The 25,889-nt window shown below is 63.7% G+C and carries 28 protein-coding genes and 1 riboswitch; of the genes, 24 read left to right on the top strand and 4 right to left on the bottom strand.

Annotation, left to right across the window (positions count from 1 at the left end):
• Positions 1–5 precede the first annotated feature (5 nt).
• The 4 genes from ACF8EA_RS14380 (at position 6) to ACF8EA_RS14365 (ending at position 4,944) form a co-directional block, all read left to right on the top strand.
• The gene (locus ACF8EA_RS14380) at positions 6–545 is read left to right on the top strand and encodes a DUF2058 domain-containing protein (RefSeq protein WP_021782532.1); all 540 of its coding nucleotides are present in this window, start codon (positions 6–8) and stop codon (positions 543–545) included.
• Positions 546–852: 307 nt separating this feature from the next.
• Complete coding sequence (locus ACF8EA_RS14375) at positions 853–2,193, top strand: cytochrome C (RefSeq protein WP_392522398.1); 1,341 nt, start codon at positions 853–855, stop codon at positions 2,191–2,193.
• Positions 2,194–2,197: 4 nt separating this feature from the next.
• On the top strand, positions 2,198–2,689 hold the full coding sequence (locus tag ACF8EA_RS14370; protein WP_104962419.1) for a sorbitol dehydrogenase: 492 nt from the start codon (positions 2,198–2,200) through the stop codon (positions 2,687–2,689).
• Complete coding sequence (locus tag ACF8EA_RS14365; RefSeq protein ID WP_392522396.1) at positions 2,686–4,944, top strand: GMC oxidoreductase; 2,259 nt, start codon at positions 2,686–2,688, stop codon at positions 4,942–4,944. Before ACF8EA_RS14370 ends, ACF8EA_RS14365 begins: the two co-directional genes overlap by 4 nt.
• 99 nt (positions 4,945–5,043) lie before the next feature.
• Here ACF8EA_RS14365 and ACF8EA_RS14360 read toward each other — a convergent pair whose 3' ends face one another.
• From ACF8EA_RS14360 to purM, 4 genes are all read right to left on the bottom strand, one after another.
• A complete protein-coding gene (locus ACF8EA_RS14360; RefSeq protein ID WP_021782528.1) occupies positions 5,044–5,226 on the bottom strand; it encodes a hypothetical protein in 183 nt (60 codons plus the stop codon).
• Positions 5,227–5,426: 200 nt separating this feature from the next.
• The gene (locus tag ACF8EA_RS14355) at positions 5,427–6,137 is read right to left on the bottom strand and encodes a DUF3108 domain-containing protein (RefSeq protein ID WP_084850379.1); all 711 of its coding nucleotides are present in this window, start codon (positions 6,135–6,137) and stop codon (positions 5,427–5,429) included.
• Between the two features lie 8 nt (positions 6,138–6,145).
• Positions 6,146–6,799 carry a phosphoribosylglycinamide formyltransferase gene (gene purN, locus ACF8EA_RS14350; protein WP_021782526.1) on the bottom strand — a complete coding sequence of 218 codons (654 nt, stop codon included), beginning with the start codon at positions 6,797–6,799 and terminating at the stop codon, positions 6,146–6,148.
• Entirely contained in the window at positions 6,799–7,857 is a 1,059-nt protein-coding gene (purM, locus tag ACF8EA_RS14345) for a phosphoribosylformylglycinamidine cyclo-ligase (RefSeq protein ID WP_021782525.1), read from the bottom strand. The genes purN and purM overlap by 1 nt, the downstream gene beginning before the upstream one ends.
• Before the next feature lie 369 nt (positions 7,858–8,226).
• On the opposite strand from purM, the gene ACF8EA_RS14340 reads away from it, so the two are divergent.
• The 20 genes from ACF8EA_RS14340 (at position 8,227) to ACF8EA_RS14245 (ending at position 25,722) form a co-directional block, all read left to right on the top strand.
• Positions 8,227–9,294 (top strand): DUF2066 domain-containing protein, encoded by a 1,068-nt coding sequence (locus ACF8EA_RS14340; RefSeq protein ID WP_392522394.1) that lies wholly within the window; start codon positions 8,227–8,229, stop codon positions 9,292–9,294.
• Positions 9,295–9,306: 12 nt separating this feature from the next.
• The gene (locus tag ACF8EA_RS14335) at positions 9,307–10,380 is read left to right on the top strand and encodes an AI-2E family transporter (protein ID WP_135192383.1); all 1,074 of its coding nucleotides are present in this window, start codon (positions 9,307–9,309) and stop codon (positions 10,378–10,380) included.
• A 179-nt stretch (positions 10,381–10,559) separates the two neighbouring features.
• Positions 10,560–11,267, top strand: a complete 708-nt coding sequence (hda, locus tag ACF8EA_RS14330) for a DnaA regulatory inactivator Hda (RefSeq protein WP_003252443.1) — start codon at positions 10,560–10,562, stop codon at positions 11,265–11,267.
• Between the two features lie 127 nt (positions 11,268–11,394).
• Positions 11,395–12,033 (top strand): C40 family peptidase, encoded by a 639-nt coding sequence (locus ACF8EA_RS14325; protein WP_021782522.1) that lies wholly within the window; start codon positions 11,395–11,397, stop codon positions 12,031–12,033.
• A 140-nt stretch (positions 12,034–12,173) separates the two neighbouring features.
• Complete coding sequence (locus ACF8EA_RS14320; RefSeq protein WP_021782521.1) at positions 12,174–12,707, top strand: C40 family peptidase; 534 nt, start codon at positions 12,174–12,176, stop codon at positions 12,705–12,707.
• A 122-nt stretch (positions 12,708–12,829) separates the two neighbouring features.
• Positions 12,830–13,051: riboswitch (cobalamin riboswitch) on the top strand.
• A gap of 119 nt (positions 13,052–13,170) precedes the next feature.
• Positions 13,171–13,782 (top strand): cob(I)yrinic acid a,c-diamide adenosyltransferase, encoded by a 612-nt coding sequence (gene cobO, locus ACF8EA_RS14315; protein ID WP_014754250.1) that lies wholly within the window; start codon positions 13,171–13,173, stop codon positions 13,780–13,782.
• Positions 13,779–15,074, top strand: coding sequence for a cobyrinate a,c-diamide synthase (locus ACF8EA_RS14310; protein WP_021782520.1), 1,296 nt, complete (start codon positions 13,779–13,781; stop codon positions 15,072–15,074). The genes cobO and ACF8EA_RS14310 overlap by 4 nt, the downstream gene beginning before the upstream one ends.
• Positions 15,071–15,721, top strand: a complete 651-nt coding sequence (bluB, locus tag ACF8EA_RS14305; RefSeq protein ID WP_392522392.1) for a 5,6-dimethylbenzimidazole synthase — start codon at positions 15,071–15,073, stop codon at positions 15,719–15,721. The genes ACF8EA_RS14310 and bluB overlap by 4 nt, the downstream gene beginning before the upstream one ends.
• Positions 15,718–16,626 (top strand): adenosylcobinamide-phosphate synthase CbiB, encoded by a 909-nt coding sequence (cbiB, locus tag ACF8EA_RS14300; protein ID WP_103443846.1) that lies wholly within the window; start codon positions 15,718–15,720, stop codon positions 16,624–16,626. Before bluB ends, cbiB begins: the two co-directional genes overlap by 4 nt.
• Entirely contained in the window at positions 16,619–17,611 is a 993-nt protein-coding gene (cobD, locus tag ACF8EA_RS14295; RefSeq protein WP_392522389.1) for a threonine-phosphate decarboxylase CobD, read from the top strand. The genes cbiB and cobD overlap by 8 nt, the downstream gene beginning before the upstream one ends.
• A complete protein-coding gene (locus tag ACF8EA_RS14290; protein ID WP_319298464.1) occupies positions 17,608–19,062 on the top strand; it encodes a cobyric acid synthase in 1,455 nt (484 codons plus the stop codon). The genes cobD and ACF8EA_RS14290 overlap by 4 nt, the downstream gene beginning before the upstream one ends.
• Position 19,063: 1 nt before the next feature.
• Positions 19,064–19,585 carry a bifunctional adenosylcobinamide kinase/adenosylcobinamide-phosphate guanylyltransferase gene (cobU, locus tag ACF8EA_RS14285; RefSeq protein WP_003252463.1) on the top strand — a complete coding sequence of 174 codons (522 nt, stop codon included), beginning with the start codon at positions 19,064–19,066 and terminating at the stop codon, positions 19,583–19,585.
• A complete protein-coding gene (cobT, locus tag ACF8EA_RS14280) occupies positions 19,582–20,637 on the top strand; it encodes a nicotinate-nucleotide--dimethylbenzimidazole phosphoribosyltransferase (protein ID WP_392522387.1) in 1,056 nt (351 codons plus the stop codon). The genes cobU and cobT overlap by 4 nt, the downstream gene beginning before the upstream one ends.
• Complete coding sequence (locus ACF8EA_RS14275) at positions 20,634–21,200, top strand: histidine phosphatase family protein (RefSeq protein ID WP_021782514.1); 567 nt, start codon at positions 20,634–20,636, stop codon at positions 21,198–21,200. Before cobT ends, ACF8EA_RS14275 begins: the two co-directional genes overlap by 4 nt.
• A gap of 1 nt (position 21,201) precedes the next feature.
• Positions 21,202–21,924, top strand: a complete 723-nt coding sequence (locus ACF8EA_RS14270; RefSeq protein ID WP_319298467.1) for an adenosylcobinamide-GDP ribazoletransferase — start codon at positions 21,202–21,204, stop codon at positions 21,922–21,924.
• 232 nt (positions 21,925–22,156) lie between these two features.
• On the top strand, positions 22,157–23,272 hold the full coding sequence (locus tag ACF8EA_RS14265) for a glycoside hydrolase family 5 protein (RefSeq protein ID WP_392522442.1): 1,116 nt from the start codon (positions 22,157–22,159) through the stop codon (positions 23,270–23,272).
• 61 nt (positions 23,273–23,333) lie between these two features.
• Positions 23,334–23,738, top strand: a complete 405-nt coding sequence (locus tag ACF8EA_RS14260) for a MarR family winged helix-turn-helix transcriptional regulator (RefSeq protein WP_003252473.1) — start codon at positions 23,334–23,336, stop codon at positions 23,736–23,738.
• Between the two features lie 64 nt (positions 23,739–23,802).
• Entirely contained in the window at positions 23,803–25,005 is a 1,203-nt protein-coding gene (locus ACF8EA_RS14255; protein WP_103469341.1) for an MFS transporter, read from the top strand.
• On the top strand, positions 25,002–25,124 hold the full coding sequence (locus ACF8EA_RS14250; RefSeq protein ID WP_010952738.1) for a hypothetical protein: 123 nt from the start codon (positions 25,002–25,004) through the stop codon (positions 25,122–25,124). The genes ACF8EA_RS14255 and ACF8EA_RS14250 overlap by 4 nt, the downstream gene beginning before the upstream one ends.
• 46 nt (positions 25,125–25,170) lie before the next feature.
• Positions 25,171–25,722, top strand: a complete 552-nt coding sequence (locus tag ACF8EA_RS14245; RefSeq protein ID WP_014592086.1) for a glutathione peroxidase — start codon at positions 25,171–25,173, stop codon at positions 25,720–25,722.
• Positions 25,723–25,889: the final 167 nt, after the last annotated feature.

The following is a 25,889-nucleotide window of genomic DNA, read 5'->3' as shown; positions in this document are numbered from 1 at the left end:
TATTCATGAGCCTTTCCCTTCGCGACCAATTGCTCAAAGCCGGTCTGGTCAACCAGAAACAGGTCTCGCAGACCAACAAAGCTGAAAAGAAACAGAAGCGCATGGAGCACAAAGGCCAGGTCGAGATCGACGACAGCCAGCAGCGCATGGCCAAGGAAGCCATGGCTGAAAAAGCCAGGCGTGACCAGGAACTGAACCGCCAGCAGCAGGAAAAGGCCGAGCAGAAGGCCCGTGCCGCGCAGGTCAAGCAACTGATCGAGGCCACTCGACTGCCCAAGCTGAACACCGAGGATTACTACAACTTCGTCGATGACAAGAAGGTCAAGCGCATTGCCGTCAACGCCCTCATGCGTACAAAGCTGAGCAATGGTGCGCTGGCTGTGGTAGCCCATGCAGGTGGTTACGAGGTTATCCCCCGTGAGGCCGCATTGAAGATCCAGGAACGCGACCCCGACCGTATTCTGCTGCTCAATAGCCATGTCGAGGAAGCGGACGAAGACGACCCGTACGCGGCTTACAAGATCCCTGATGATCTGATGTGGTAAACAGGAAATCACCGCCCTGGCGGTAACGCGGTTCATTCAAGATAGCCAGGGCCGCTTTGCGGCCCTTTCGCGACGCAAGGTCGCTTCTGCGGCCATCGTGAAAAACGCGTTGGTTCGCAGCTCGCCGAACCGGCGCGATCAGTCAGCTGCGCCATTGCCTTGGTTCCTTCCGTTCGTCGGACATTTCCTAGGGTTCTGGCACAGCGGCTAGCCTCCAGCTTAGCGTCAGGGATAGCGCTGAACATTCGGTCCAGGAAGGGCCAGTACGCCTCGTCGTCCCGACGCTTTATCTGCTGAGGAGACGACAATGAAAATAACCCTGAAACGGTTGGCGTGCCTGGGTGCGAGCTTCACCAGTGCGCTCGCCATGGCCGATGCGGCCAGCCCGCCGGTGCTGTCACCTGCGGTTCCCTTCGACGTCACCGCCAATCCCCCCTTCACGCTGGACAGCCTGCAACACGATTTCGACGTGCTGTCGTGGCAGACCTTCGTCGCCCTGAACTGGCCCGCCAACGCCGATGGCAGCGCCAACACCTCGGCGCAGATCGGCGCACCCGGAAAGACGGTGTGGGAGTCGTGGAAAGAAAGCTACGAGATCTTCCTGCCCAAGGGACAGAAACCTGTTGGCTGGGACCAGCAGGCGCCAGTGCCCGCGGCCTGCCAAGGCAAGGGTGACTTGCCGGTGCTGCAGCAGATGGGCAAGGTCGCCGGCGTGCTCGATGAGTTCATCCAGCCGTTCAAGACCGGCCCGTTGGTCGACCAAAGTGGCACTTACACGCGCAACGCGATCATGGTCAACAAGCCGATGTTCGATGACATCGTCAACAATGGCCTGTACAGCAAGGAAGGCCAGCAAGCGTTCCTGAGCAAGGCCGACAACCGCATTGCTTTCGCCTGCGGTTCGCAAAAAGCCCGGCAGGTTGGCGCGATCATGGTCAAGTCGGCCTGGAAAGTGCTCGATGGCAGCGACAACCCGCAGGAATTCCACGCCGTCGACGCGCTGGTCTATACGCCCGGCAATGCCGACCCGAACAAGGGGGCGGTGATCCCCGAGTCGTGCAATGCACAAAAGGTCGGACTGGTAGGCCTGCACATCGTGCACAAGACCCAGGGCGCACCGCAGTGGGTATGGTCGACGTTCGAGCACGTGCGCAACGTGCCGGAAAAGACCACGCCAATGAACGAGCGCAAGGGGCCCTACCTGTTCTACGACGCCCAGGCCAGCGATCGCCCGGTGAACGAGCCGCCCGCGCAACCGTGGGACCCCTCGAAGAAGGCCATCCCCTCGCAGATCGTGCGTGAAGTTCCCGTCACCGCCGCTACCCAACAGCTCAACGCGCAGTGGCAAGGCGCGCTCAAGGGCACGGTGTGGGCCAACTACCACCTGATCAGCACCCAGTGGCCCACCGCCCCGGCCGATGACTGCCAGGTGCCGTCGCCGACCAACCCGTTAGGTACGCCTGCGCCGAACTTCCTGGCCAACGCCACCCTGGAGACCTACAACCAGGGCACCACCCCACAAGCGTCGTCCAGCTGCATGGAATGCCACAACAACGCGACCACCCGCGTGACTCAGTCACCGCGCACCAGCTTCGCCGATTTCACTTTCCTGCTTGAACGTGCCCAATCCACCGGCGCCAAGGAGTGATGCCATGAGCGACCAGAACCTGCAAAACTTCATCGGCTTGTCCGCCGTGCTCACTGGCCTGTCGGCCAAGCTGCTGGCGCCGTCCGTCGACCCGATCAACCTGCCGCCGGTGTTCTTCGCCACCGCCCAGCAAGGCATGGGCCTCGAGGCGTTCAGCAGCCTGCTGGAGCTGTACGCCAGCATCCAGAGCCAGCCGCCTGCGCAAATCGCCAGTGCCGTGCTCGATAACGCGAACCCGCAAATTGCCCAAGGCGCCCGCTCGATCATGAAGCTGTGGTTGCTCGGCAGTTGGTATCAACCCTACGACCTGGGCAACGCGCGCACGGGTGACACGCGTGTGGTCTCCGACCAGGCCTACAAGGAGAGCTGGGCGTGGAAGATCGCCCAATCCCACCCCATGGGCTACAGCCAGTTCCATTTCGGATACTGGGGTGAGCAGCCACCGACCCTCAAGCAATTCACCGGTGTCGACGCCAAGGAAGGGCAGCAGCCATGAGCAATGTACAAACCCAGAACATCGAAACCGCCGATGTGATCGTGGTGGGCGCCGGCATGGCCGGCAGTGTCATGGCCTACCAGTTGGGCCTGGCCGGGTTGAAAGTGCTGGTGCTCGAATCGGGCCCGGCCATTCCACCCAATCGCAGCGAGTACCTGGAGCGCTTCTACACCGCGGTGCTCAAAGCGCCCGAGTCGCCGTACCCACCTGAGCAGAGCGAGCAGACCCCGGCCACGCAGTTCGCGCCGAGGGCGACCATCCAGGACCTGATCACCGCGGGTAGCCAAGACCCGAACAAGGCGCAGAAGAGCTACCTGGTGCAGAAGGGGCCGCAACTGTTCGCCAGCACTTACGAGCGGGTAGGCGGGGGCACCATGTGGCACTGGATGGGTACGGCCTTGCGCCTGCTGCCCAACGACTTTCGAATGCGCACTGCCTACAACGTCGGGGTCGATTGGCCGATCAGTTACGACGACCTGCAGATCGCCTACTGCCGCGCCGAAGAGGAGATGGGCGTGTCCGCCGATGTCGCCTCGCAGACTTACCTGGGCGTGACCTTCCCGCATGGCTACAAATACAGCATGCATGGCATCCCGCCGTCGCTGGTCGACCAGGGCCTGGGCAAGAACGTCACGGGGACGGTGTACCAGAGCCCGGAGAAGGGGCCCGACGGCAAGCCGTACCCAGGCGTCACCCTCAATGTCCGGCAGACCCCGGCCGGGCGCAACTCGCAGAATGATAACGGCCGCCGGGTGTGCGCTGGTAACACCAGCTGCACGCCGATCTGCCCGATCCAGGCCAAGTACGACGCCACCGTGACCATGGCCAAGGCACTGGATACCGGCAACGTGCGCATCCTCTACCAGACCGTGGCAAGCCAGGTGCAGGTCGATGCCAATGGGGTCACGGGAATCGATTTCATTCAGTACCAGAACAATGGTACGCGCCAGAACGGCACGGCCCAGGGCAAACGTTACGTGATTGCCGCCCACGCGATCGAAACACCGAAACTGCTGCTCAACTCCATCGGCCCGAACAGCCCTAAAGGGGTCGCCAACAGCAGCGGCCAGGTCGGCCAGGCGTTGGCTGACCACCCGGTGTACCTGGCCTGGGGCCTGATGCCCGAAGGCAAGCCGCTGTTCCCGTTCCGTGGGCCATTGTCTACCTCGGGGATCGAGGACATGCGCGATGGCCCGTTCCGCAGCCAGCGTGCCGCCTGGCGTATCGAAATCGGCAACGAGGGCTGGAACTGGTCGGTAAACGACCCCTACACCTCAGTCTGCGATTTCATCGACGGCACCAACCATGGCGGCGCTAACCCCAACAAGCTGGCATTGTCCGGCCAGGCGCTGGTGCAGCAGCTCAATAGCGTGCTGACCCGCCAGTTCCGTCTGGGCTTCTTGATCGAGCAGGTGGAAAAAGACCCTGACAAAGCGCTTTGCCGGGTGGAGAGGAGCACGGAGTTCACCGACGGCCTGGGCCTGCCTCGGCCACAGATCACCTACGAACTGTCCGACTACACCAAGGAGGGTTTCAAGCAGGCGCGCCTGGCCGCCACGCACATCATCACCGAGCTGATGGGCGCCACCGAGCTGACCGACCTGAACCCTAAGCTCGAGCCCGGCTCGCAAACGGTGTTCGAGTACGACGGCCAGAACTACGCGTTCTACGGCGCTGGCCACTTGATGGGCACCTACCGCATGGGTTCGGACCGCACCAAGTCGGTGGTGGACAAGGATCAGCGCAGCTGGGACCACCCCAACCTGTTCCTGGTCGGCGACGGTGTGTTCCCCACCACCGGCACCGCCAACCCGACCTTGACCATCACCGCGTTGACCTTCCAGGCCGCCGACGTGGTGGCCAGCGACCTGCTCAAGCGCACCGTACAGGTGCAGGCCAACCAGGCTTGGCAGGGCACGGGCATGCAGGTCAATGGGCAGAGCTGGCAGTTGGTGGTCTGTACGGGTGGGCAGTGGACGGCCAACCCGGCCACCGGGATGGTTGGCGCTGCGGGCAACCCAAGGTTGATCGCCAAGTCCGGTTATGCCTTGCCCGGTCAACCGGAAGGGGCGTTGATCGGGCGTATCGGCAACAGCGGCGTGCCGTTCCTGGTCGGCAACCAGGTGCAATTGCCGCGCGGCCAGCAAGGTGAGTTGCAGTTGTGCATCAATGACGACCTGGACGGGCGTTACGGGGCTGGCCTGAGCGATAACCTGGGCAGTCTGTCGGTGGAGGTGCGTTTCGGGGTGGTGTAGGCCCTGTCATGACAACCCCACAATGCTCCGGTAATGCGCGGTATTGTGGGGTTGCTCTCTGAGCCCAGATCAATCATGGGGTCGCAGTAATGGGCAGGGTCATTGCGTGGCGCGCTGGTTTTCCAGGTCTTCAAGCTCTACGCGGTATTGGTGTGCTTCGTGTTCGTTATGGAACATGCCCACCAGTTGGCCTTGTTGGTACACATCCCAGATCCGCACGCCAGCGGCCAGGCCTTCGTGGGACATTTTCGATTCGTCGCGTTCGGTTACTTGGACAGTCATCGGTAAACTCCACTTCTTCAAGATGGCTGCGACAGTGTGTCGCACACCCTCTTTATAGAGTTTGTTAGCAGACTAAGTAAGTAAAACAGGCATGAAACAAGTTTCATGAAGCAGGGAGGTATGCTGCCTGAGCGGGTCTCTTCGCAGCAAAGAAAAGCCCCGCACTGGGCGGGGCTTCAGGTGTTGCAGGCAGTGCCGGATCAGTTGCCCTTCACCGGCTTGCCATCGACCGTGCCATCCTGCAGCACGATCACGTACTCCTTGCCATCGGTCTCTACCTGGCGCAGTTGCACCAGCAGGTAGTCCCAGTTCTTGGCGAACCACAGCTCGGTGATGCGCTTGCTCTGGCTTGGATCGCGCACGCGCTCGACCTTCACTGCATCGACCTGGCCGGTCTTGGTAGTGACCTTCTCGGTGCCCAGTACGCGGAAGTCGTAGGTGTCGATCTCGTCGCCGTCGACCACCTGATAGGTCATGCTCTTCTTGCCTGCGGCCACGTCGTGCTGCAGGGCCAGTTGGTAGGACGACTTGTCCAGTACACCGCGGTTCAGTGGCAGGCTGACGGCATCGCCACGGTCGCTACCGGTGACCTTCTTGGTGCCCCAGTCGAAGTTCAGGTCTACCTTTTTGGCCTTACCCAGGCCGCCACGCTCGAAGTGGTACTTCTGCGGCAGCAGGGTGTCGTTGTCCAGACGTAGGGTGCTTTCCTCGGTCAGGCTGGCGATCATCATGGAAGCCTTGAAGTTAAGGTCCCAGGTACCGTTGGCATTTTTGACCAGGCTGCGCTCGGCGGTGCCGCTCATGGGCAGCTGTTTCCAGTCGGCGGTGTAGCTGGCCGAGAAGGGCTTCAGATCAGCTGCCTGGAGGGGCAGGGCGAGCACGGCGAGAGCCAAGAGCAGGGCGCGACGCATAAATTCTCCTAGGATCGAATCAAGTGACCGCTGGCCGCCAGTGGCTGGCCGTCCAGTAATGCACCCTGTTCGCCAAGACGCAAGCGCCCTTCAGCGAACCAGCGCACCGCCAGTGGGTAGATCAGGTGTTCCTGATGGTGTACCCGCTGTGCCAGGCTTTCGACGGTGTCGTCAGACGCCACCGGTACCACAGCCTGTACGACCAGTGGGCCGCCATCGAGTTCCTCAGTCACGAAGTGTACGCTGCAGCCATGCTCGGCGTCGCCAGCTTCCAATGCCCGGCGATGCGTATGCAGGCCCTTGTACTTGGGCAGCAGCGATGGGTGGATATTGAGCAGGCGGCCCTGATAGTGGCGCACGAAGTCGCCACTGAGGATGCGCATGAAACCGGCCAGCACCACCAGGTCCGGGGCAAAGCCGTCGATGTGCGCCATCAGCGCGGCATCGAAGGCTTCCCGGCCGTCGAACTGGGTGTGGTCGAGCACGACGCTGTCGATGCCGGCCGCCGCAGCGCGCTTCAGGCCGAAGGCATCGGCGCGGTTGGATACGACCGCGCGGATACGCACCGGGCTGTCCTGCCCTTGGCAGCTGTCGATCAGGGCTTGCAGGTTGCTGCCGGAGCCCGACAGCAGTACCACTACATTGCAGGTCTTGCTCGGCATCAGTGTGCCTTGAGGTTCTGCAGCTCGACCTGGGCAGCGCCTTCGGCGGCTTCGGCGATGTGGCCGATGACCCACGGTTGCTCACCGGCGGCACGCAGTTCGTTCAGGGCGGCTTCGACCTGGTCCTGGCCTACGCAGATGACCATGCCCACACCGCAGTTCAGTACGCGGTGCATTTCGTGCTCGTCGACGTTGCCTTTTTCCTGCAGGAAGTCGAACACCGCCGGGCGCTGCCAGCTGGCCACGTCAACCACGGCCTGGGCGTTTTTCGGCAGTACGCGCGGGATGTTGTCCAGCAGGCCGCCGCCGGTGATGTGGGCCATGGCCTTGACTGCGCCGGTGTTTTTGATCAGTTGCAGCAGCGGTTTGACGTAGATGCGGGTTGGCGCCATCAGCAGGTCGGTCAGCGGCTTGCCGTCCAGCTGGGTGTTCTCGATATCGGTAGCCGACACTTCGAGGATCTTGCGGATCAGCGAGTAGCCATTGGAGTGCGGGCCCGAGGACGGCAGGGCGATCAGCGCGTCGCCGGTGGTAACCTTGGAGCCGTCGATGATCTCGGCCTTTTCCACCACGCCTACGCAGAAACCTGCCAGGTCGTAGTCTTCGCCTTCGTACATGCCAGGCATTTCGGCGGTTTCACCACCGACCAGCGAGCAGCCGGCCAGTTCGCAACCGGCGCCGATGCCGGTGACCACGGTGGCGGCCACGTCAACGTTCAGCTTGCCAGTGGCATAGTAGTCGAGGAAGAACAGTGGCTCGGCGCCGCAGACGACCAGGTCGTTGACGCACATGGCGACCAGGTCCTGGCCAATGCTGTCGTGCTTGTTCAGGTTCAGTGCCAGGCGCAGCTTGGTGCCTACGCCGTCGGTGCCGGAGACCAGCACCGGCTGCTTGTAGCCGGCCGGGATCTCGCAGAGGGCGCCGAAGCCGCCCAGGCCACCCATGACTTCAGGGCGTGCGGTGCGTTTTGCCACGCCCTTGATGCGTTCGACCAGTGCTTCGCCGGCGTCGATGTCTACACCGGCGTCCTTGTAGCTCAGGGAGGGTTGCTTGCTCATTGATCCAGGCCTTTAGGAGGGAGGGATTCTTAAAAACGACCATGACGGCCAAGGCCGGCTGGTAAGCGGCGGCGGTCTGAAACGTCAGTGGTCTGTGAAGGCGCGCGATTTTATCAGGGTTGCCGGGCAGCGGCCATCCTCAGGCCGACGGGCAGGGCATGAAAAAGATAATTAGTTGGGGCGTTCGCCTTGAGGGAACAGCGATGCGCCGCGCGGGCAGGCGCGCGATCTCACTGGCGCTGAACCGCTCAAGGCGAACACCGGTAAGCCCGACAACACCTGCAAGCAATCTTTCACGCCCCGCGGCTGGTTACCTGGCGCCCCCGTGTATAAGGTATAGGCATTGCGGTAACTGGACAGGAATCCTCCATGCGTTTGTTCAATATTCTGGCAGCCGGTTGCCTGGCGCTGATCTCGGCCACTGCCCTGGCTGAAAATGTCTCAGGCCTTTATCAGGTGCGCGAGCCGGTCACCGGGCCGGGCGCCGAAGCCCGTACCGAGGCCACGGCCAAAGCTCTGGACACGTTGGTGCAGCGTCTGACCGGTGACCCAAAGGCAGCGCAAAGCCCGGCGTTGGCCGAGCTGCGCAAGGACCCTCGGCAAATCATCAACCAGGTGGGCAGCGAAGCCGGCCCGCCCGAGTCGGTGGTGGTCGAGTTCGACCCTGGTAGCACCGAGCGGGCTTTGCGCAAGGCTGGCCTGGCCCTGTGGGGCAGTAACCGGCCCTCGATACTGGGGTGGTGGTTGAACGACAGTGTTGAGGGCAGCAGCCTGGTCGGTGATGGCCAGGCCAGTGCCCAACCCCTGCGCCGCGCCGCGCAGCACCGTGGTCTGCCGCTGCGCTTGCCGCTGGCCGACCTGCAGGAGCAACTGGTCGCCAATGCCAAGCAGATCGAAGGCAGCGACCCGGCGCAGCTGCGCGAAGCATCCGAGCGCTACGGTGCCGATGCTTTGCTGGCGGTACATGCCCAGGAAGCCGACGGCAAGTGGCAGGGCAAGTGGCAGCTGTGGCTGGGCGACCAGCGTGAGCAGGGCAATGCCGAGGGTGCCGATCAGGCAGCCTTGGCTGACGCGGTGATGCTGGCGGTGAGCAGCCGCCTGGCACCGCGCTACGTTACCCGGCCGGGTGCCAGCAGCCAATTGCAGGTGCAAGTGCAGGGCATGAACCTGCAGCGCTACGCCGAACTGGCCCGCGTGCTGGAGCCCTACGGCCCACACTTGCAGGCGGCCGAAGGCACTACCTTGACCTACGGCGTTACTGGCAATCGTGAACAGTTGCGTGCCCAGCTTGGCCTGGCCAAGCTGCAGGAAGTGCCCGTAGAGCAGGTGCCCGCGGTGCCGGCCATGCCAGCACCGGCAGTGGACGCCGCTGCCGGGCAGGCCGTACCTGCGCAGCCAGCGCCCAAGCCGTTCGACGGCTTGCGTTTTCGCTGGTAAGGGGCGCTCGCCGTGACCGACATGCGTCGCTGGATCTGGCTGGGCGCTGCGCTGCTGATCGCTGTGCTGCTTTATAGCCTGCACAGCATCCTTACGCCGTTCCTGGTCGGCATCATGCTGGCCTACCTGGCTGACCCGCTGGTCGATCGCCTCGAGCGCCTGGGGCTATCGCGTACCTGGGGTGTGGTGGTGGTGTTCGGCCTGTTCACCCTGGTGCTGTTGGGCTTGTTGCTGGTGCTTGTGCCGATGTTGGCCAAACAGTTGGTGCGCCTGTACGAGTTGGTGCCGCAGATACTCGACTGGCTCGAGCATGTAGCGCTGCCGTGGGTACAGGGCAGCCTTGGCCTGGCCGATGGTTTCTGGAAGTTCGACAAGATCAAGGCCGCCATCGGCGCGCACATGGGGCAGACCACCGATATCGTCGGTATGCTGCTGTCTCATGCCACCGCCTCCAGTCTGGCGTTGGTGGCCTGGCTGGCCAACATGGTGCTGATCCCGGTAGTGGGCTTCTATCTGCTGCGCGATTGGGACCTGATGATGGGCAAGCTGCGCGGCCTGCTGCCGCGCCAGCGCGAGCCGCAAGTGATGGGCCTGGCAGGTGAATGCCATGAAGTGCTGGGCGCATTCGTGCGCGGGCAACTGATGGTGATGCTGGCTCTGGGCATCATCTATTCTGCCGGGCTTATGCTGGTAGGGCTCGAACTCGGTCTGCTGATCGGCATGCTCGCAGGCCTTGCGGCCATCGTGCCGTACATGGGCTTCATCATTGGCATTGGTGCTGCGCTGGTGGCCGGCCTGTTCCAGTTCGGTGGCGACCTGTACCCGATGCTGGGCATCGTTGCCGTGTTCATGGTCGGGCAGGCACTGGAGGGTATGGTGCTGACCCCGCTGCTGGTGGGCGATCGCATCGGCCTGCACCCGGTTGCGGTAATCTTTGCCATCCTCGCCGGTGGCGAACTGTTCGGCTTTACTGGCGTGCTGCTGGCGCTGCCGGTGGCAGCGGTGATCATGGTGCTGCTGCGGCATGTGCATGCTCTGTACAAGGAATCGGACATGTACGCCGGGAATATCGACCCGGAGCTTTGAACGCCACGCGTTTTGTCTTGGGCCTTTTCGCGCCTGCATCCGCGGTTCGCTTGCACAGCGCAACTTGTTGATTTTGCTTGCCCTATCCGCAGTCGAGATTGTGCGCCCCGCGTTGCGGGTATAGACTTTGCACATTGTTCACCAAAGGCCCCCTGCGGTCCTGTCGACCGCCCGCGAGCATGAAACCACCGATCCAGTTGCCCCTGGGTGTGCGCCTGCGCGATGACGCCACCTTCATCAACTACTATCCGGGCGCCAATGCTGCGGCATTGGGTTACGTCGAGCGGCTATGCGAAGCCGACGCCGGCTGGACCGAGAGCCTTATCTACCTGTGGGGCAAGCAGGGTGTTGGCCGTTCCCACCTGCTGCAGGCTGCCACCCATCGCTTCCAGCAACGCGGCGAGCCCGCTGTCTACCTGCCCCTGGCGCAATTGCTCGATCGTGGCGTAGAGCTGCTCGACTACCTGGCCCAGTACGAACTGGTATGCATCGACGATCTGCATGTGATCGCCGGCAAGGCCGATTGGGAAGAGGCCATGTTCCACCTGTTCAACCGCCTGCGCGACAGCGGCCGACGCTTGCTGCTGGCAGCCTCGGCATCACCGCGCGAGCTGCCGATCAAGCTGCCGGACCTGAAGTCGCGCTTGACCCTGGCCCTGGTGTTCCAGATGCGCGGCCTGTCCGATGAAGACAAGCTTCGCGCCTTGCAGCTACGTGCTTCGCGCCGTGGCCTGCACCTCACCGACGAAGTCGGCCATTTCATCCTCACCCGCGGCGCGCGGAGCATGAGCGCGTTGTTCGACTTGCTCGAGCGTCTCGACCAGGCCTCGCTGCAGGCGCAACGCAAGCTCACCATTCCTTTTCTCAAGGAAACCCTCGGCTGGTAACCCCCTGAAAACACTGGGCCAGAGCGGAAGAACAAAAAAGTCACATCTTTTTCGATAAAATTTGCAAATGGCCATGATAGAGGGCATAGTTTCACCCTTCTAAAGGATTACAGACACGGTCGTGCCCATGCTGAAGCGCTTCGCACCCCTCGTGCCACTCGCACTCGTGACCCTGCTTTTTGGCTGCGCGGCCCAAGGCCCGGTATCTCAGCCCCAGGATCACACCCCGGTCACCGCACAATCGGCAATCAAGGCCAAAGCCTCTCCCTCGGCGGTATTCGGCGAGCCGGAAGAGCTGGCCACCGAAGATGACCTGGCGTCTTTCTCTGGCAGCAAGCCTTACCAATTGCCCGTTCTGGCTGACAGCATTCTCGAGCGCGGCATGTCGTTGATCGGCACCCGCTACCGCTTCGGTGGTACCTCGGAAAAGTCCGGCTTCGACTGCAGTGGCTTCATCGGTTACCTGTTCCGCGAAGAGGCGGGCATGACGCTGCCGCGCTCCACGCGTGAAATGATCAAGGTAGATGCGCCAAAAGTGGCCCGCAACAAACTCAAGCCAGGTGACTTGCTGTTCTTCAGCACCAATGGCCGAGGCCGGGTGAGCCATGCCGGCATCTATCTGGGTGACAATCAGTTCATCCACTCCAGCAGCCGCCGCAGCGGTGGTGTGCGCATCGACAACCTCGGTGATCGCTACTGGAGCAAGACCTTCATTGAAGCCAAGCGAGCCTTGGCCATGGCGCCGACCAACATCGCGCGCAACTGATATCAAAATGATGTACCCTGCCGCGGCGGTGATGCTTTGAAAAAAAGCACACCGCCGTGCGCATTTACAGAAAGCGTCTAATCTAAATTCTCAACTCTTTTCGGCTGCAGCGCAGCGGTCTCAGACAGGATGTTCTGGCCATGGTAAAGATGGCGCGCTTCGCATTTCTCTCCTTGGCAGCCTTGCTGGCTGCATGCTCCAGCCGTGCGCCTGCGCCGGCCCCTGTGGTACAGCCGCAGGTTACCTATAGCCAACCCAGTCCTTCGCCGGTTGCCGATGACGTGCTGATTCGTGCCATTGGTCTGGTTGGCACGCCTTATCGTTGGGGTGGCAATACGCCGGACTCCGGCTTCGACTGCAGCGGCCTGATCAAATATGTGTACCGTGATGCTGCCGGCATCAGCCTGCCGCGCTCGACACGAGAGATGATCGTCATGCGCGCACCGACGGTGGATGCCAGTTCACTGCAGTCCGGTGACCTGGTGTTCTTCGCCACCAGTGGCGGCTCGCAGGTCAGCCATGCCGGCATCTATGTAGGGGACGGGCGCTTCGTGCATGCTCCCTCCACGGGTGGCACTGTCCGCCTGGACTACCTCTCCAACAGCTACTGGGCCAAGGCCTACCTGCAGGCCAAGCGGGTGATTCCGCAAGGGCATCTGGCGCAGAACCCCTGATATCCATGCCTGTTCAGCGGCCCCGTTGAGCTCGGGGCCGCTAGCGGCTGCCGAGATTCATGTTGCTTTGCTCACCCGCCTGATCACCCGCTTCGATTGACGCTCCCGGTGCAACCCTCTAACCTTCGCGGCGTGTTTCAGGTGCCCTGCCAGCCCCGACTGGGCAGGGTGAAACTGGGAAACCGGTGGGCGCCAGCATGGCGCGATTCCGGCGCTGCCCCCGCAACGGTAAATGAGTAAAAGGCCGCGCAGGGCCACTGGATGCCAGCATCCGGGAAGGCGCGCAGGCCAGGGCAAAGGCCCACTCACAAGCCCGGAGACCGGCCTGATACTGCCAACGGCATCACGGAGGGTGATGCGCGGTGCACCGTGGCGCCCTGCCATGGCCTCTGCGCGTTCTCCGTTTGCCTGCCTATTACCTGTCGCCGCGCGTTGCCGTGGTGCCAGCCAGCGGAGAACCCTGATGAGCGAATCCACCGAACGCGACGAACGCCACCTGGCGCGCATGCAGCGCAAGAAGGCGGTCATCGACGAACGCATCGCCAATTCCCCTAACGAATGCGGCCTGCTGCTGGTGCTGACCGGCAATGGCAAGGGCAAGAGCAGTTCGGCCTTCGGCATGCTCGCGCGCGCCTTGGGCCATGGCATGCAGTGCGGCGTAGTGCAGTTCATCAAGGGCCGCAACAGCACCGGTGAGGAACTGTTCTTCCGTCGCTTCCCCGAACAGGTGCGCTACCACGTGATGGGCGAGGGCTTTACCTGGGAAACCCAGGACCGCCAGCGTGACATCGCTGCTGCGCAAGCCGCCTGGGCGGTGTCGCGCCAGTTGCTGCAGGACCCAGGTGTACAGTTCGTGGTGCTGGACGAGCTCAACATCGCCCTCAAGCATGGTTACCTCGACCTGGACCAGGTACTGTCCGACATTCAGGCCCGCCCGCCCATGCAGCATGTGATTGTCACTGGCCGCGCTGCGAAGCCCGAGATGATCGAACTGGCCGATACCGTGACCGAAATGGGCATGCTCAAGCACGCCTTCCAGGCCGGTATCCGCGCACAGAAAGGCGTCGAACTGTGAGTCGATCGCGCCACTGTCCCGCCGTGTTGATCGCGGCACCGGCCTCTGGCCAGGGCAAGACTACCGTCACTGCTGCGCTGGCCCGCCTGCACCGTAACCTCGGGCGCAAGGTGCGGGTATTCAAGTGCGGGCCCGACTTTCTTGACCCGATGATTCTCGAACGGGCCAGTGGCGCGCCGGTGTATCAGCTGGACCTGTGGATGATCGGTGCCGAGGAAAGCCGTCGCCTGCTGTGGGAGGCTGCCGGCGAGGCTGACCTTATCCTCATCGAAGGGGTGATGGGGCTGTTCGACGGCACCCCGTCTAGCGCCGACTTGGCACGCCACTTTGGCGTGCCGGTGCTGGCGGTGATCGATGGCACAGCCATGGCCCAGACCTTCGGCGCCCTGGCTCTGGGCCTGGCGCGTTACCAGGCCGATCTGCCGTTCGCCGGCGTGCTGGCCAATCGGGTAGGCAGCCTGCGCCATGCGCAACTGCTGGAAGGCAGCCTGACCGAAGGCTTGCGCTGGTATGGCGGCTTGTCTCGCGAGCGCGGCATCGAACTGCCCAGCCGCCACCTGGGCCTGGTGCAGGCCAGCGAGCTGAATGACCTGGATACCCGTCTGGACGCTGCCGCCGAAGCGCTGGGTGCCAGTTGCGATGCGGCGTTGCCGCCGCCAGTGAGCTTTGCCGAGCCCGAACCGCAAACCTGCGCTGCCTCGCTGGCCGGTGTGCGCATTGGCGTGGCGCGGGACGAGGCGTTTGCCTTCACGTATGGCGCTAACCTCGACCTGCTGCGCAACCTTGGTGCCCAGCTGGTGTTCTTCTCGCCGCTGCACGACCGCGAACTGCCGGCAGTCGACAGCCTGTATCTGCCGGGTGGTTATCCAGAGCTGCATCACCATGCGCTGGCCGCCAACGCACCGATGTGCGAAGCGATCCGCGCCCACCATGCGCAGGGCAAGCCATTGCTGGCCGAGTGCGGTGGCATGCTGTACCTGCTCGATGCCTTGACTGACGTGGCCGGTGAACGTGCCGAACTGCTCGGCCTGCTGCCGGGTGAGGCGACCATGCAGAAGCGCCTGGCCGCCCTGGCGCTGCAGGCGGTGGAGCTGCCGGAGGGGACCTTGCGCGGTCACACCTATCACCATTCGCTGACCAGTACTGCACTGGAACCGATTGCCCGCGGTCTGAGCCCCAACGGCGGGCGTGGCAACGAGGCGGTCTATCGTCTGGGCCGGCTGACGGCCTCTTACGTGCACTTCTATTTCCCTTCCTGCCCGGATGCGGCGGCGGCGCTGTTGCGACCATGAATGATCACGCCTATAGCGACGCCGAGCGCGCCGCAATTTACCGGGCCATCGGCGAGCGCCGCGACATGCGCCATTTCGCGGGTGGCCAGGTAGCGCCCGAGCTGCTTGGCCGCTTGCTGGCCGCCGCGCATCAGGCGCCCAGTGTCGGGCTTATGCAGCCATGGCGATTTATCCGTATCACCCGGCGTGACCTGCGCGGGCGCATCCAGGCCTTGGTGGAGGCGGAGCGGATACGCACGGCCGAGGCATTGGGCGAGCGATCCGATGCCTTCATGAAGCTGAAGGTGGAGGGCATAAACGATTGCGCCGAGCTGCTGGTGGCGGCCTTGATGGACAACCGCGAACCACACATCTTCGGCCGCCGCACCCTGCCGGAGATGGACCTGGCCTCGCTGGCCTGTGCCATCCAGAACCTGTGGCTGGCCGCGCGTGGCGAAGGGCTGGGCATGGGCTGGGTGTCGCTGTTCGACCCGCAGGCGTTGGCCGCGCTGCTGGGCATGCCCGTCGGTGCCAAGCCGGTGGCGGTACTGTGCCTTGGGCCGGTCGCCGAGTTCTACCCGGCGCCGATGTTGGTGCAGGAAAACTGGGCCGAAGAGCGGCCGCTGAGTGAAATGCTTTACGAAAACCAATGGGGAGAGCGTCAATGAGCGTGGCCTTGCTGACCGTGGCCGGGGTGGCCCTGGACGCGTTGCTGGGCGAACCACAGCGCCGCCACCCCTTGGTGGCCTTCGGCAATATGGCTGGCAACCTTGAGCGCCGTCTGAATGCTGGCGGGCGCGGCTGGCGTAGCCACGGCGTGAGTGCGTGGTTTCTGGCGGTGGTACCGCTGACTCTGGTGGCGCTGGTCCTTTCGTGGCTGCCATATATCGGCTGGCTGGTTGACGTACTGGCGCTTTACTGCGCCGTGGGGCTGCGCAGCCTGGGCGAGCATGTGCTGCCGGTGGCCAACGCTTTGCGCCAGGGCGATCTGACGGAGGCGCGGCGCCGGGTTGGCTACCTGGTCAGCCGCGAAACGCGCGAACTGGACGAGCCAGCGGTGGCCCGAGCGGCCACCGAGTCGGTGCTGGAGAACGGCAGCGATGCAGTATTCGCCGCGTTGTTCTGGTTTGTGGTGGCCGGTGCGCCCGGCGTGGTGCTGTACCGCCTTAGCAACACGCTGGATGCCATGTGGGGCTATCGAAACGAACGCTTCGAGCGCTTTGGCTGGTGCGCGGCGCGCATCGACGATGTGCTCAACTATATACCTGCGAGGCTGGTGGCCCTGACTTATGCCCTGTTGGGCAAGACCCGTCTGGCCCTGGTCTGCTGGCGCAAACAGGGCCCGCTGTGGGACAGCCCCAACGCCGGGCCGGTGATGGCTGCCGGCGCCGGTGCGCTGGGCGTGGAGCTGGGTGGCCCGGCGGTGTACCACGGCGAGCTGCATGAGCGGCCGCGCCTGGGCGAGGGGCCAGTGGCCGATGCCGATGCCATCGAGCGCGGCTGGCAGTTGGTGCAGCGCGGCGTGTGGCTGTGGCTGCTGGTGATCTGCCTGGGGGCGTATATCAATGCTTGAACATGGTGGCCGCCTGCTTCGCGCGGTGCAGCAATACGGTATCGCCCGTGAGCAGTGGCTCGACCTGTCCAGCGGCATTGCGCCCTGGCCATTCCCGATCCCGCCGATTCCCGTCGACGCCTGGGCCCGCCTGCCGGAAACCGAGGACGGCCTGGAGGACGCCGCGCGCGCGTATTACGGCGCCCGCCAGTTGCTGCCGGTCGCCGGCTCCCAGGCCGCGATCCAGGCCTTGCCGCTGCTGCGAACAGCCGCCCGGGTAGGCGTGCTGACGCCGTGCTATGCCGAACACCCCTATGCCTGGCAACGGGCGGGGCACCAACTGCTGGCGCTGGAGGAGGCGCAAGTTGAGGCTGCGCTCGACGGCCTCGATGTGCTGGTGCTGGTGAACCCCAACAACCCGACCGGCCACCGGGTGTCGCGCGAACGCCTGCTGGCTTGGCATGCCCGCCTGGCTACCCGCGGTGGCTGGCTGCTGGTCGACGAAGCATTCATGGACAACACCCCGGCAGACAGCGTGGTGGACTGCGCCGAACGCCCGGGGCTGATCGTGCTGCGCTCGTTTGGCAAGTTCTTCGGCCTGGCCGGCGTGCGCCTGGGCTTCGTTGCCGCCGAACGCAGCTTGCTGCTGCGCCTGGCCGAGCTGCTCGGCCCATGGACCGTCAATGGCCCGACCCGGGTACTGGCCCAGGCCAGTCTGGCTGATCAAGCTGCCCAGCGCGCGCAGGCCGAACGCTGTGCTGCTGCCAGCCAGCGGCTTGCGCACGTGCTGCGCACGGCCGGCCTGGCGCCCAGCGGCGGCTGCGACCTGTTCCAGTACGTGCGTAGCGCGCACGCTGCGCGACTGCATGAATTTCTCGCCCGACGCGGCATCCTTGTACGGTTGTTCGAACAGCCAGCGGCCGTGCGCCTGGGGTTGCCTGCCTGCGCCGCGGACGAACAACGCCTGGCCCAGGCCTTGGCGGCTTATCAAAAGGAAACGGCATGACGACCCTCATGGTGCAAGGCACCACCTCCGACGCAGGCAAGAGCACACTGGTGACCGCGTTGTGCCGCTGGCTGTTGCGCCAGGGTGTCGCTGTGGTGCCATTCAAGCCACAGAACATGGCGCTGAACAGCGCGGTGACGGCTGATGGCGGCGAAATCGGCCGTGCCCAGGCGGTGCAGGCCCAGGCCTGCCGGCTACAACCGCACACCGACATGAACCCGGTGCTGCTCAAGCCCAACAGCGATACCGGCGCCCAGGTCATCATCCACGGTCGCGCGGTCACCAGCATGAATGCAGTGGCCTACCACGACTACAAGACCACGGCCATGCAGGCAGTGCTGGCTTCTCACCAGCGCCTGAGTGCCGCGTACCCGGTGGTCATGGTCGAAGGCGCGGGTTCGCCGGCAGAGATCAACCTGCGTGCCGGCGATATTGCCAACATGGGCTTTGCCGAAGCGGTGGATTGCCCGGTGATCCTGGTGGCCGACATCAACCGCGGTGGAGTATTCGCCCATCTGGTGGGCACGCTGGAATTGCTGTCGCCCACTGAACAGGCGCGGGTCAAAGGTTTTGTCATCAACCGCTTCCGTGGCGATATCGCCCTGCTGCAGCCAGGCCTGGACTGGCTGGAACAACGCACCGGCAAACCGGTGCTGGGCGTCCTGCCTTACGTTACTGACCTGCACCTGGAAGCCGAAGACGGCATCGATGTGCGCCAGGGCGTCAAGCACGAGCGTGTGCTCAAGGTGATCGTGCCGGTGCTGCCGCGTATCAGTAACCACACCGACTTCGACCCGTTGCGCCTGCACCCGCAGGTGGACTTGCAGTTCATCGGCCCGGGCCAGCCGATTCCGGCTGCCGACCTCATCATCTTGCCGGGCTCCAAGAGCGTGCGCGGCGACCTGGCACAACTGCGCGAGCGCGGTTGGGACAAGGCTATCGAGCGGCACCTGCGTTATGGCGGCAAGCTGATCGGTATCTGCGGTGGCCTGCAGATGCTGGGGCGCGAAGTGCATGATCCGCTGGGGCTGGAGGGGGCCGCAGGTTCAAGCCAGGGACTCGGCCTGCTCGACTATGCCACGGTGCTCGAAGCCGAGAAGCAACTGCGAAATGTTGCCGGCACACTGAGCCTTGGGGCGGCAACGGTAACCGGTTATGAAATTCATGCTGGCGTGACCACCGGGCCTGCTCTGGAGCAACCCGCAGTCCAACTGGCTGATGGCCGCCATGATGGTGCTGTCAGTGCCGATGGCCAGATCCTCGCCACCTACCTGCATGGCCTGTTCGAAGGCAGCCAGTCGTGTGCCGCGCTATTGCGCTGGGCCGGGCTGGAGGATGTGCAGGTTATCGACTACGAAGCGTTGCGCGAACACGACATTGAGCGCCTGGCCGATCTGGTGGAAAAGCACCTGGACACCGCACAATTGCGCCAGCTGTGTGGGGTGGCCTGATATGCGTAACCTGATCCTCGGTGGTGCCCGGTCTGGCAAAAGCCGCCTGGCTGAACAGTTGGCCAGTGCCAGCGGCTTGCCGGTGACCTACATCGCCACCAGCCAGCCGCTGGATGGTGAAATGAACGAACGCGTGTTGCTGCATCGCCAGCGTCGGCCGGATGACTGGGGGTTGATCGAAGAGCCCTTGGCCCTGGCTGCGGTACTGCGCGCCGAGGCGGCCGAAGGGCGCTGCCTGCTGGTGGATTGTCTGACCCTGTGGCTGACCAATTTGTTGATGCTCGAAGATGACCAGCGCCTGGCCGAGGAGCGTGATGCCCTGCTGGCGTGCCTGGAACAGTTACCTGGCACCCTTATCCTGGTCAGTAACGAAACCGGCCTGGGCGTGGTGCCCATGGGCGAGCTGACCCGGCGCTATGTCGACCTGGCCGGCTGGCTGCACCAGGCTGTGGCCGAACGCTGTCAGCGTGTCGTGCTGACCGTGGCCGGCCTGCCCCTAATCCTCAAAGGACCTGCACTATGACCCAAGCCTGGTGGCGTGACGCCTGCCAACCCCTCGACAACGCCGCCATGGACCAGGCCCGAGCCCGTCAGCAGCAACTGACCAAACCTGCTGGCTCGCTCGGCCAACTTGAAGAGCTGGCCATTCAGCTGGCTGGCCTTCAGGGCCTTGAACGACCAGCACTGGATCAGGTAGCCATCACCATTTTTGCAGGCGACCACGGCGTGGTCGAGGAGGGCATCTCGGCCTACCCGCAGGCGGTGACCGGGCAGATGCTGCGTAACTTCGTCGGCGGGGGCGCGGCGATCAGTGTGCTGGCGCGGCAACTGCAGGCCAGCCTGGACGTGGTCGACCTGGGCATCATTGACGCGCAGTTGGAGCTGCCCGGCGTGCGCCATCTGCGTCTGGGCGCCGGTACTGCCAACTTTGCCCGTCAACCCGCGATGAGCGAAAACCAGCTGCAAGCGGCCTTGCAGGCCGGCCGCGACAGTGCCCAGCGCGCTGCCGAACAGGGCGCGCAGCTGTTCATCGGTGGCGAGATGGGCATTGGTAACACCACCGCCGCCGCAGCTTTGGCCAGTGTTCTGCTAGGGTGCCCGGCGTCGGCGCTGAGCGGTCCGGGTACCGGCCTGGACAACGCCGGGGTGCAGCACAAGGCCGAAGTCATCGAGAGGGCACTGCGCCTGCATGGCCTGCGTGCTGAAGATCCGTTGCAGGTACTGGGCTGTGTTGGCGGTTTTGAGATCGCGGCGTTGGCCGGTGCCTACCTCGGTTGCGCGCAGGCGGGTGTCGCGGTGCTGGTGGATGGCTTTATCTGCAGTGTCGCTGCGCTCGTGGCAGTGCGCCTCAACCCGCAGTGTCGGGCCTGGTTGTTGTTCGCTCACCAGGGTGCTGAGCCTGGGCACAAGAGCTTGCTTGCTGCGCTGCAGGCCGAACCCTTGCTGGCCTTGGGCTTGCGACTGGGTGAGGGCAGTGGCGCTGCCCTGGCGGTGCCGCTGTTGCGCCTGGCCTGTGCGCTGCATGGGCAGATGGCGACCTTTGCCGAGGCCGCGGTGGCGGACCGCCCGGCATGATCCTCGACTTGCTGCGCCATGGTGAAACGGAACAGGGCGGCCTGCGTGGCAGCCTTGATGATGCCTTGACCGACAAGGGCTGGCTGCAGATGCGCCGCGCCGTGGCCGACGCCGGTCCATGGCAGGTGCTGGTCAGCTCGCCGCTGCAGCGCTGCGGGCGTTTTGCCGATGAGCTGGGTGCGCAATTGAAACTGCCAGTGCAGCGTGAGCCCGCCCTGCAGGAACTGCACTTCGGTGATTGGGAGGGCCAAACTGCGGCGCAGATCATGGAGCACCAGGCCGATGCACTGGGGCGTTTCTGGGCCGACCCTTACGCCTTCACACCGCCCAATGGCGAACCGGTCGAGGCGTTCGCCGAACGGGTGCTGGCGGCGGTCGAGCGTTTGCGCCTTCAGCATGCCGGCAAGCGCGTGCTGCTGGTGACCCATGGCGGCGTGATGCGGCTGTTACTGGCCCGTGCCCGTGGCTTGCCCAGGGAGCAGTTGCTGCAGGTCGAGGTTGGCCATGGCGCATTGATGCGGCTGGCGGCAGGTGACGACGGGCAACTGGTCGAGGCACCCTGAGATGTTGCCGTTCTGGATCGCCTTGCAGTTTCTCAGCAGCCTGCCGGTGAGCCTGCCGGGCATGCCGGCACCGCGTGAGGTGGGGCGTTCGCTGCTGTACTACCCGCTGGTCGGGCTGCTGTTCGGCTTGCTGCTGTGGTTGGCCAGTCATCTGCTACAGGGCACGCCGCCGCCGCTGCACGCGGCTTTGCTGCTGACGTTGTGGGTACTGCTCAGTGGTGCCTTGCACCTGGATGGCCTGGCGGACAGTGCCGACGCCTGGCTAGGTGGTTTCGGCGACCGTGAACGCACTTTGCGGATCATGAAAGACCCGCGCAGTGGGCCGATAGCCGTGGTCACCCTGGTCTTGGTGTTGTTGCTGAAGTTCTGCGCATTGTGGGTGCTGGTCGGGCAGGGCGTCGGGGCGCAATTGCTGCTGGCGCCGTTGATCGGGCGGGCGGCGATGTTGGGCCTGTTCCTTGGCACACCTTATGTGCGACCGGGCGGGTTGGGCCAGGCGTTGGCCGAACATTTGCCCCGGCGTGCAGCCGGGTGGGTGTTGCTGGTTTGTGTGGTGTTCTGCCTGTTCCTGGGCGGATGGAGCGTGCTGCTGGCGCTGGCGGTGTTTGCCTGGTTGCGGCATCTGATGTGCCGGCGTCTGGGCGGGACAACCGGGGATACTGCGGGTGCGTTGCTGGAGTTGCTGGAGCTTGCCGTCGTGCTCGGGTTGGCGCTGGGGCTTTGAGCGCTTGGCCCGGACGGCCCTTCCGGGGCTGCTTTGCAATGCTTTGGCGAAAGGCCTCATAGGTGGAAGGGGGGGGCCAGTAACTTCTGGCAACGGTCCGATAGCGCCGGCATCTCCTTTGTCGGCGTATCCTCAGCCTCCCCTCATGCAACCAGGTAGGCTTCCCGTGCGTCACTGGATCTTTGCCAGTCTATTGGTCCTGTTCACCCTCCCAACCACTGCGGCAGACCTCATGGCGTTCTGGGACACCCCACGCCACGGCGGCAACAGCTTCAACCGGCTGCCACCCGATCAAGCCTACTTCGATGCCCTGAGGGGGTACGGCGCCACCTGGGTGCGGCTGTCGTACGACAAATGGCAACCGGTGAAACGTGATTTCCTCCTCGGCAGCGCCGATACCTATGAAGGCCTGCCCGAAGCCGACCTGGCTGTGCTGCGTGCCACCCTCGACCGGGCGCACCAGGCGGGGCTCAAGGTGGTCATCGCGCCACTCTCGCTACCGGGTATGCGCTGGGCGCAAAACAATCAGGGCCAGTTCGATGATCGCCTGTGGCAAGACAAACGCTACTGGTCCCAGGCTGCGGCCTTCTGGCGAGATATGGCGCGCGAACTGAAGCACCATCCGGCCATCGCTGCTTACAACCTGATCAATGAGCCAGCACCGGAGAAACAGAGCGGCCTGGCTGAACATGCCGAACGTGGGCAGATGCAGCAGTGGTATGCGCAAGAGCAGGGCGGTGCGCGCGATCTGCCCTTGCTGTACCGGCAACTGATAGCGGCCATTCGCGAAGAAGACGCTGATACGCCGATCATGGTCGATGCTGGCTGGTATGCAGGTGCAGACGCGTTCGGCTACTGGCCAGCCCCACTGGAAGATGCGCGAGTGCTGTACAGCGTGCACATGTACGAGCCCTATGCCGCTACCAGTGCGCCGAACATGGCGCGCAAACATCCCATTGCCTATCCAGGTCCCGTACCTTTTGCCGGGCAGACCCAGCTGTGGGATGGGCAACGAGTTGAACGCTATCTGCGCCAGCCGCTGGCATGGGCCGAAGCCATGGGTGTGCCGCTTTCTCGCCTGGTGGTGGGCGAGTTTGGCTGCATGCGCAGGCTGCCGGGTTGCCGGCAGTATCTTGAAGATGTGCTCGTCGTGCTGGATCGCAACCGGTTGCACTGGGCGTTCTATAGCTTCCGTGAAGACAACTGGGATGGCATGGACTACGAACTGGGCACGGCGAAGGTGCCGTGGCGCTACTGGCAGGCGATCGAGCAGGGCGCGCCAGACCCCTTGGCGCGCCAGGCCACGGTTGAGTTCGAGCCGATCCGCAGGCGCTTGAACCCGGACTGACGCTTCTCATCCCTTGTGAAACTTCTTGCAACAGTCAGTACGCGGGTATATACACGTATCCATGCTGACCAGTGAATGTATCTGTACCCATCTGCGCCGTGCCGCCCGCGGGGTGAGCCGGCATTACGACGAAGCCCTGGCCGGCTTTGGGGTCAATGTCGCCCAGTTTTCCCTGCTGCGGCACCTGCAGCGGCTCGACCGGCCCAGTATCACAGCATTGGCCGAAGCCATGGGGCTCGAGCGCAGTACCCTGGGCCGCAACCTGCGTGTGCTGGAGGCGGATGGGCTGGTCGCTCTGGGCGATGGCGACGACCAGCGTAACCGCGTGGTGCTGTTGACCGAGGCGGGTAAGCAACTGCTGCACGTTGCCCACCCAGCCTGGGAGCAGGCCCAGAAAGAACTGGTTGAACGGCTTGGGGTGGGGCAGCGGGATGAACTGGTACGACTGCTGGAACAACTGGCCTGAATTGATACGACTATAAGCGGGTATATACCCGTAAAAACCTTGCGATGTGCTGGAGATAACGACAATGACTTCGGTGTGGCGAACCAGCGGATGGGTATTGGTGGGGGCGGCCTTGATACTGGCGCTGTCTCTGGGCGTACGGCACGGCTTCGGACTGTTCCTGGCGCCGATGAGTGCTGACTTTGGCTGGGGGCGTGAGGTGTTTGCCTTCGCCATTGCCCTGCAGAATCTGATCTGGGGGCTGGCGCAGCCGTTCGCTGGCGCCTTGGCCGACCGGCTTGGCGCGGCACGGGTGGTCATCATCGGCGGTATTCTCTATGCCGTCGGTTTGATCCTGATGGGCATGGCTGATTCGGCCTGGTCGTTGTCGCTGAGTGCGGGCTTGCTGATTGGCATCGGCCTGTCCGGCACGTCGTTCTCGGTCATCCTCGGTGTGGTCGGGCGTGCTGTGCCGGCCGAAAAACGCAGCATGGCCATGGGTATCGCCAGCGCCGCCGGGTCATTCGGCCAGTTCGCCATGTTGCCGGGCACCCTTGGCTTGATTCAGTGGCTGGGCTGGTCGGCAGCGTTGCTGGTGCTGGGGCTGATGGTGGCGTTCATCGTGCCTTTCGTCGGCTTACTGCGCGATCGCCCGTTACCCAGTCACGGTGGCGAGCAGACCCTGGGCCAGGCGCTGCGCGAGGCGTGCACGCACTCCGGTTTCTGGTTGCTGGCGCTGGGCTTTTTTGTCTGTGGCTTCCAGGTCGTATTCATTGGCGTGCACCTGCCGGCCTATCTGGTTGACCAGCACCTGGCTGCGACCACCGGTACGACAGTGCTGGCGCTGGTCGGCCTGTTCAACATCGTCGGTACCTTCACCGCTGGCTGGTTGGGCGGGCGCATGTCCAAGCCACGCCTGCTGACCGGGTTGTACCTGCTGCGCGCGGTGGTGATCGTGCTGTTCCTGTGGGCGCCGGTGAGCGAGTTCAGTGCTTACCTGTTCGGCATTGCCATGGGCCTGCTGTGGTTGTCCACGGTACCGTTGACCAATGGTACCGTGGCCACCGTGTTCGGGGTGCGCAACCTGTCCATGCTGGGCGGTATCGTGTTCCTGTTCCATCAGTTGGGCGCGTTCCTGGGAGGCTGGCTGGGAGGGGTGGTGTATGACCGCACCGGTAGCTACGACCTGGTTTGGCAGATTTCCATCCTGCTCAGCTTGCTGGCCGCTGCCCTTAACTGGCCGGTGCGTGAACGCCCGGTCTCACGCCTGCAGGCCCAGGCTGCATGAACCGCTACCTGATACGCGGCCTGTTGGCTATTGCCGCTTTGCTGCTGCTGGCACTGGTGTGGTGGGGCTGGCATCAGGGTGGGATGGCGCTGATGCAACTGGGCATGAGTGTGTGTTAGGCGCTACCCTGCAAGCTCAAGGATTGTCATGCGGGAGAAACGAGTCATGCGTGCACATTGGTTGACGGTGCCGGTGCTGGCCCTGCTTGCCAGTACATCGAGCTGGGCAGCGGATTGCCCGGCGTTGTTGCAGGGCAGCCTGCCGGAATTGCGCGGCAAGGGGCAGGTCGAGCTGTGCGAGCGCTTTGCCGGCAAGCCGCTCGTGGTAGTGAACACTGCCAGTTATTGCGGTTTTGCCCCGCAGTTCGAGGGGCTTGAGGCGACGTACAAGGAATATCACGAGCAAGGGCTGGAAATGCTCGGCGTGCCGTCCAATGACTTCAAGCAGGAGGACGCCGACAGTGAGAAGACGGCCAAGGTTTGCTATGCCAACTACGGTGTCACCTTCACCATGACCAAGACGCAGGCGGTGCGGGGCAAGGATGCGATACCGCTGTTCGCGGAGCTGGCCAGCCAGAGCAGTGCACCGAAGTGGAATTTCTACAAGTATGTTGTCGACCGCAAGGGCAAGGTGATCGGTAACTTCTCCAGCCTGACCAAACCGGATGATCCCGCGTTCCGCGCCGCTATCGAAAAGGCCATCGCCTCTCAGCAGTAACCAGGCTGCACCGGCATCGCCAGCTGGACGGCCTGTGCTTCGAAGCGGCATTCGGCAGTGTATTGATCCGCGACGATATCGATGCCCTGAGTTAGATGGCATCGTACCTCGAACCTGGCATTGGGTGCCTGGGTAGTGCCCGGGCGACAGCTGGCAAAAGTGCAGGC

The organism is Pseudomonas sp. YQ_5, from assembly GCF_043103305.1.
Lineage (GTDB): Bacteria > Pseudomonadota > Gammaproteobacteria > Pseudomonadales > Pseudomonadaceae > Aquipseudomonas > Aquipseudomonas putida_Y.
This window is presented reverse-complemented; position numbering and strand designations above follow the sequence as displayed.

Bases quoted from the DNA above. Each gene is read 5' to 3' on its own strand.
- bluB (WP_392522392.1), top strand. From the start codon at position 15,071: ATGAATGATCACGCCTATAGCGACGCCGAGCGCGCCGCAATTTACCGG.
- ACF8EA_RS14270 (WP_319298467.1), top strand. From the start codon at position 21,202: ATGTTGCCGTTCTGGATCGCCTTGCAGTTTCTCAGCAGCCTGCCGGTG.
- ACF8EA_RS14260 (WP_003252473.1), top strand. From the start codon at position 23,334: ATGCTGACCAGTGAATGTATCTGTACCCATCTGCGCCGTGCCGCCCGC.
- ACF8EA_RS14245 (WP_014592086.1), top strand. From the start codon at position 25,171: ATGCGTGCACATTGGTTGACGGTGCCGGTGCTGGCCCTGCTTGCCAGT.
- ACF8EA_RS14250 (WP_010952738.1), top strand. From the start codon at position 25,002: ATGAACCGCTACCTGATACGCGGCCTGTTGGCTATTGCCGCTTTGCTG.
- ACF8EA_RS14290 (WP_319298464.1), top strand. From the start codon at position 17,608: ATGACGACCCTCATGGTGCAAGGCACCACCTCCGACGCAGGCAAGAGC.
- ACF8EA_RS14365 (WP_392522396.1), top strand. From the start codon at position 2,686: ATGAGCAATGTACAAACCCAGAACATCGAAACCGCCGATGTGATCGTG.
- ACF8EA_RS14255 (WP_103469341.1), top strand. From the start codon at position 23,803: ATGACTTCGGTGTGGCGAACCAGCGGATGGGTATTGGTGGGGGCGGCC.
- ACF8EA_RS14325 (WP_021782522.1), top strand. From the start codon at position 11,395: ATGCTGAAGCGCTTCGCACCCCTCGTGCCACTCGCACTCGTGACCCTG.
- ACF8EA_RS14320 (WP_021782521.1), top strand. From the start codon at position 12,174: ATGGTAAAGATGGCGCGCTTCGCATTTCTCTCCTTGGCAGCCTTGCTG.
- ACF8EA_RS14275 (WP_021782514.1), top strand. From the start codon at position 20,634: ATGATCCTCGACTTGCTGCGCCATGGTGAAACGGAACAGGGCGGCCTG.
- cobU (WP_003252463.1), top strand. From the start codon at position 19,064: ATGCGTAACCTGATCCTCGGTGGTGCCCGGTCTGGCAAAAGCCGCCTG.
- ACF8EA_RS14360 (WP_021782528.1), bottom strand. From the start codon at position 5,226: ATGACTGTCCAAGTAACCGAACGCGACGAATCGAAAATGTCCCACGAA.
- hda (WP_003252443.1), top strand. From the start codon at position 10,560: ATGAAACCACCGATCCAGTTGCCCCTGGGTGTGCGCCTGCGCGATGAC.
- cobO (WP_014754250.1), top strand. From the start codon at position 13,171: ATGAGCGAATCCACCGAACGCGACGAACGCCACCTGGCGCGCATGCAG.
- cobD (WP_392522389.1), top strand. From the start codon at position 16,619: ATGCTTGAACATGGTGGCCGCCTGCTTCGCGCGGTGCAGCAATACGGT.
- cbiB (WP_103443846.1), top strand. From the start codon at position 15,718: ATGAGCGTGGCCTTGCTGACCGTGGCCGGGGTGGCCCTGGACGCGTTG.
- ACF8EA_RS14380 (WP_021782532.1), top strand. From the start codon at position 6: ATGAGCCTTTCCCTTCGCGACCAATTGCTCAAAGCCGGTCTGGTCAAC.
- ACF8EA_RS14265 (WP_392522442.1), top strand. From the start codon at position 22,157: ATGGCGTTCTGGGACACCCCACGCCACGGCGGCAACAGCTTCAACCGG.
- cobT (WP_392522387.1), top strand. From the start codon at position 19,582: ATGACCCAAGCCTGGTGGCGTGACGCCTGCCAACCCCTCGACAACGCC.
- purN (WP_021782526.1), bottom strand. From the start codon at position 6,799: ATGCCGAGCAAGACCTGCAATGTAGTGGTACTGCTGTCGGGCTCCGGC.
- ACF8EA_RS14340 (WP_392522394.1), top strand. From the start codon at position 8,227: ATGCGTTTGTTCAATATTCTGGCAGCCGGTTGCCTGGCGCTGATCTCG.
- ACF8EA_RS14375 (WP_392522398.1), top strand. From the start codon at position 853: ATGAAAATAACCCTGAAACGGTTGGCGTGCCTGGGTGCGAGCTTCACC.
- ACF8EA_RS14355 (WP_084850379.1), bottom strand. From the start codon at position 6,137: ATGCGTCGCGCCCTGCTCTTGGCTCTCGCCGTGCTCGCCCTGCCCCTC.
- purM (WP_021782525.1), bottom strand. From the start codon at position 7,857: ATGAGCAAGCAACCCTCCCTGAGCTACAAGGACGCCGGTGTAGACATC.
- ACF8EA_RS14370 (WP_104962419.1), top strand. From the start codon at position 2,198: ATGAGCGACCAGAACCTGCAAAACTTCATCGGCTTGTCCGCCGTGCTC.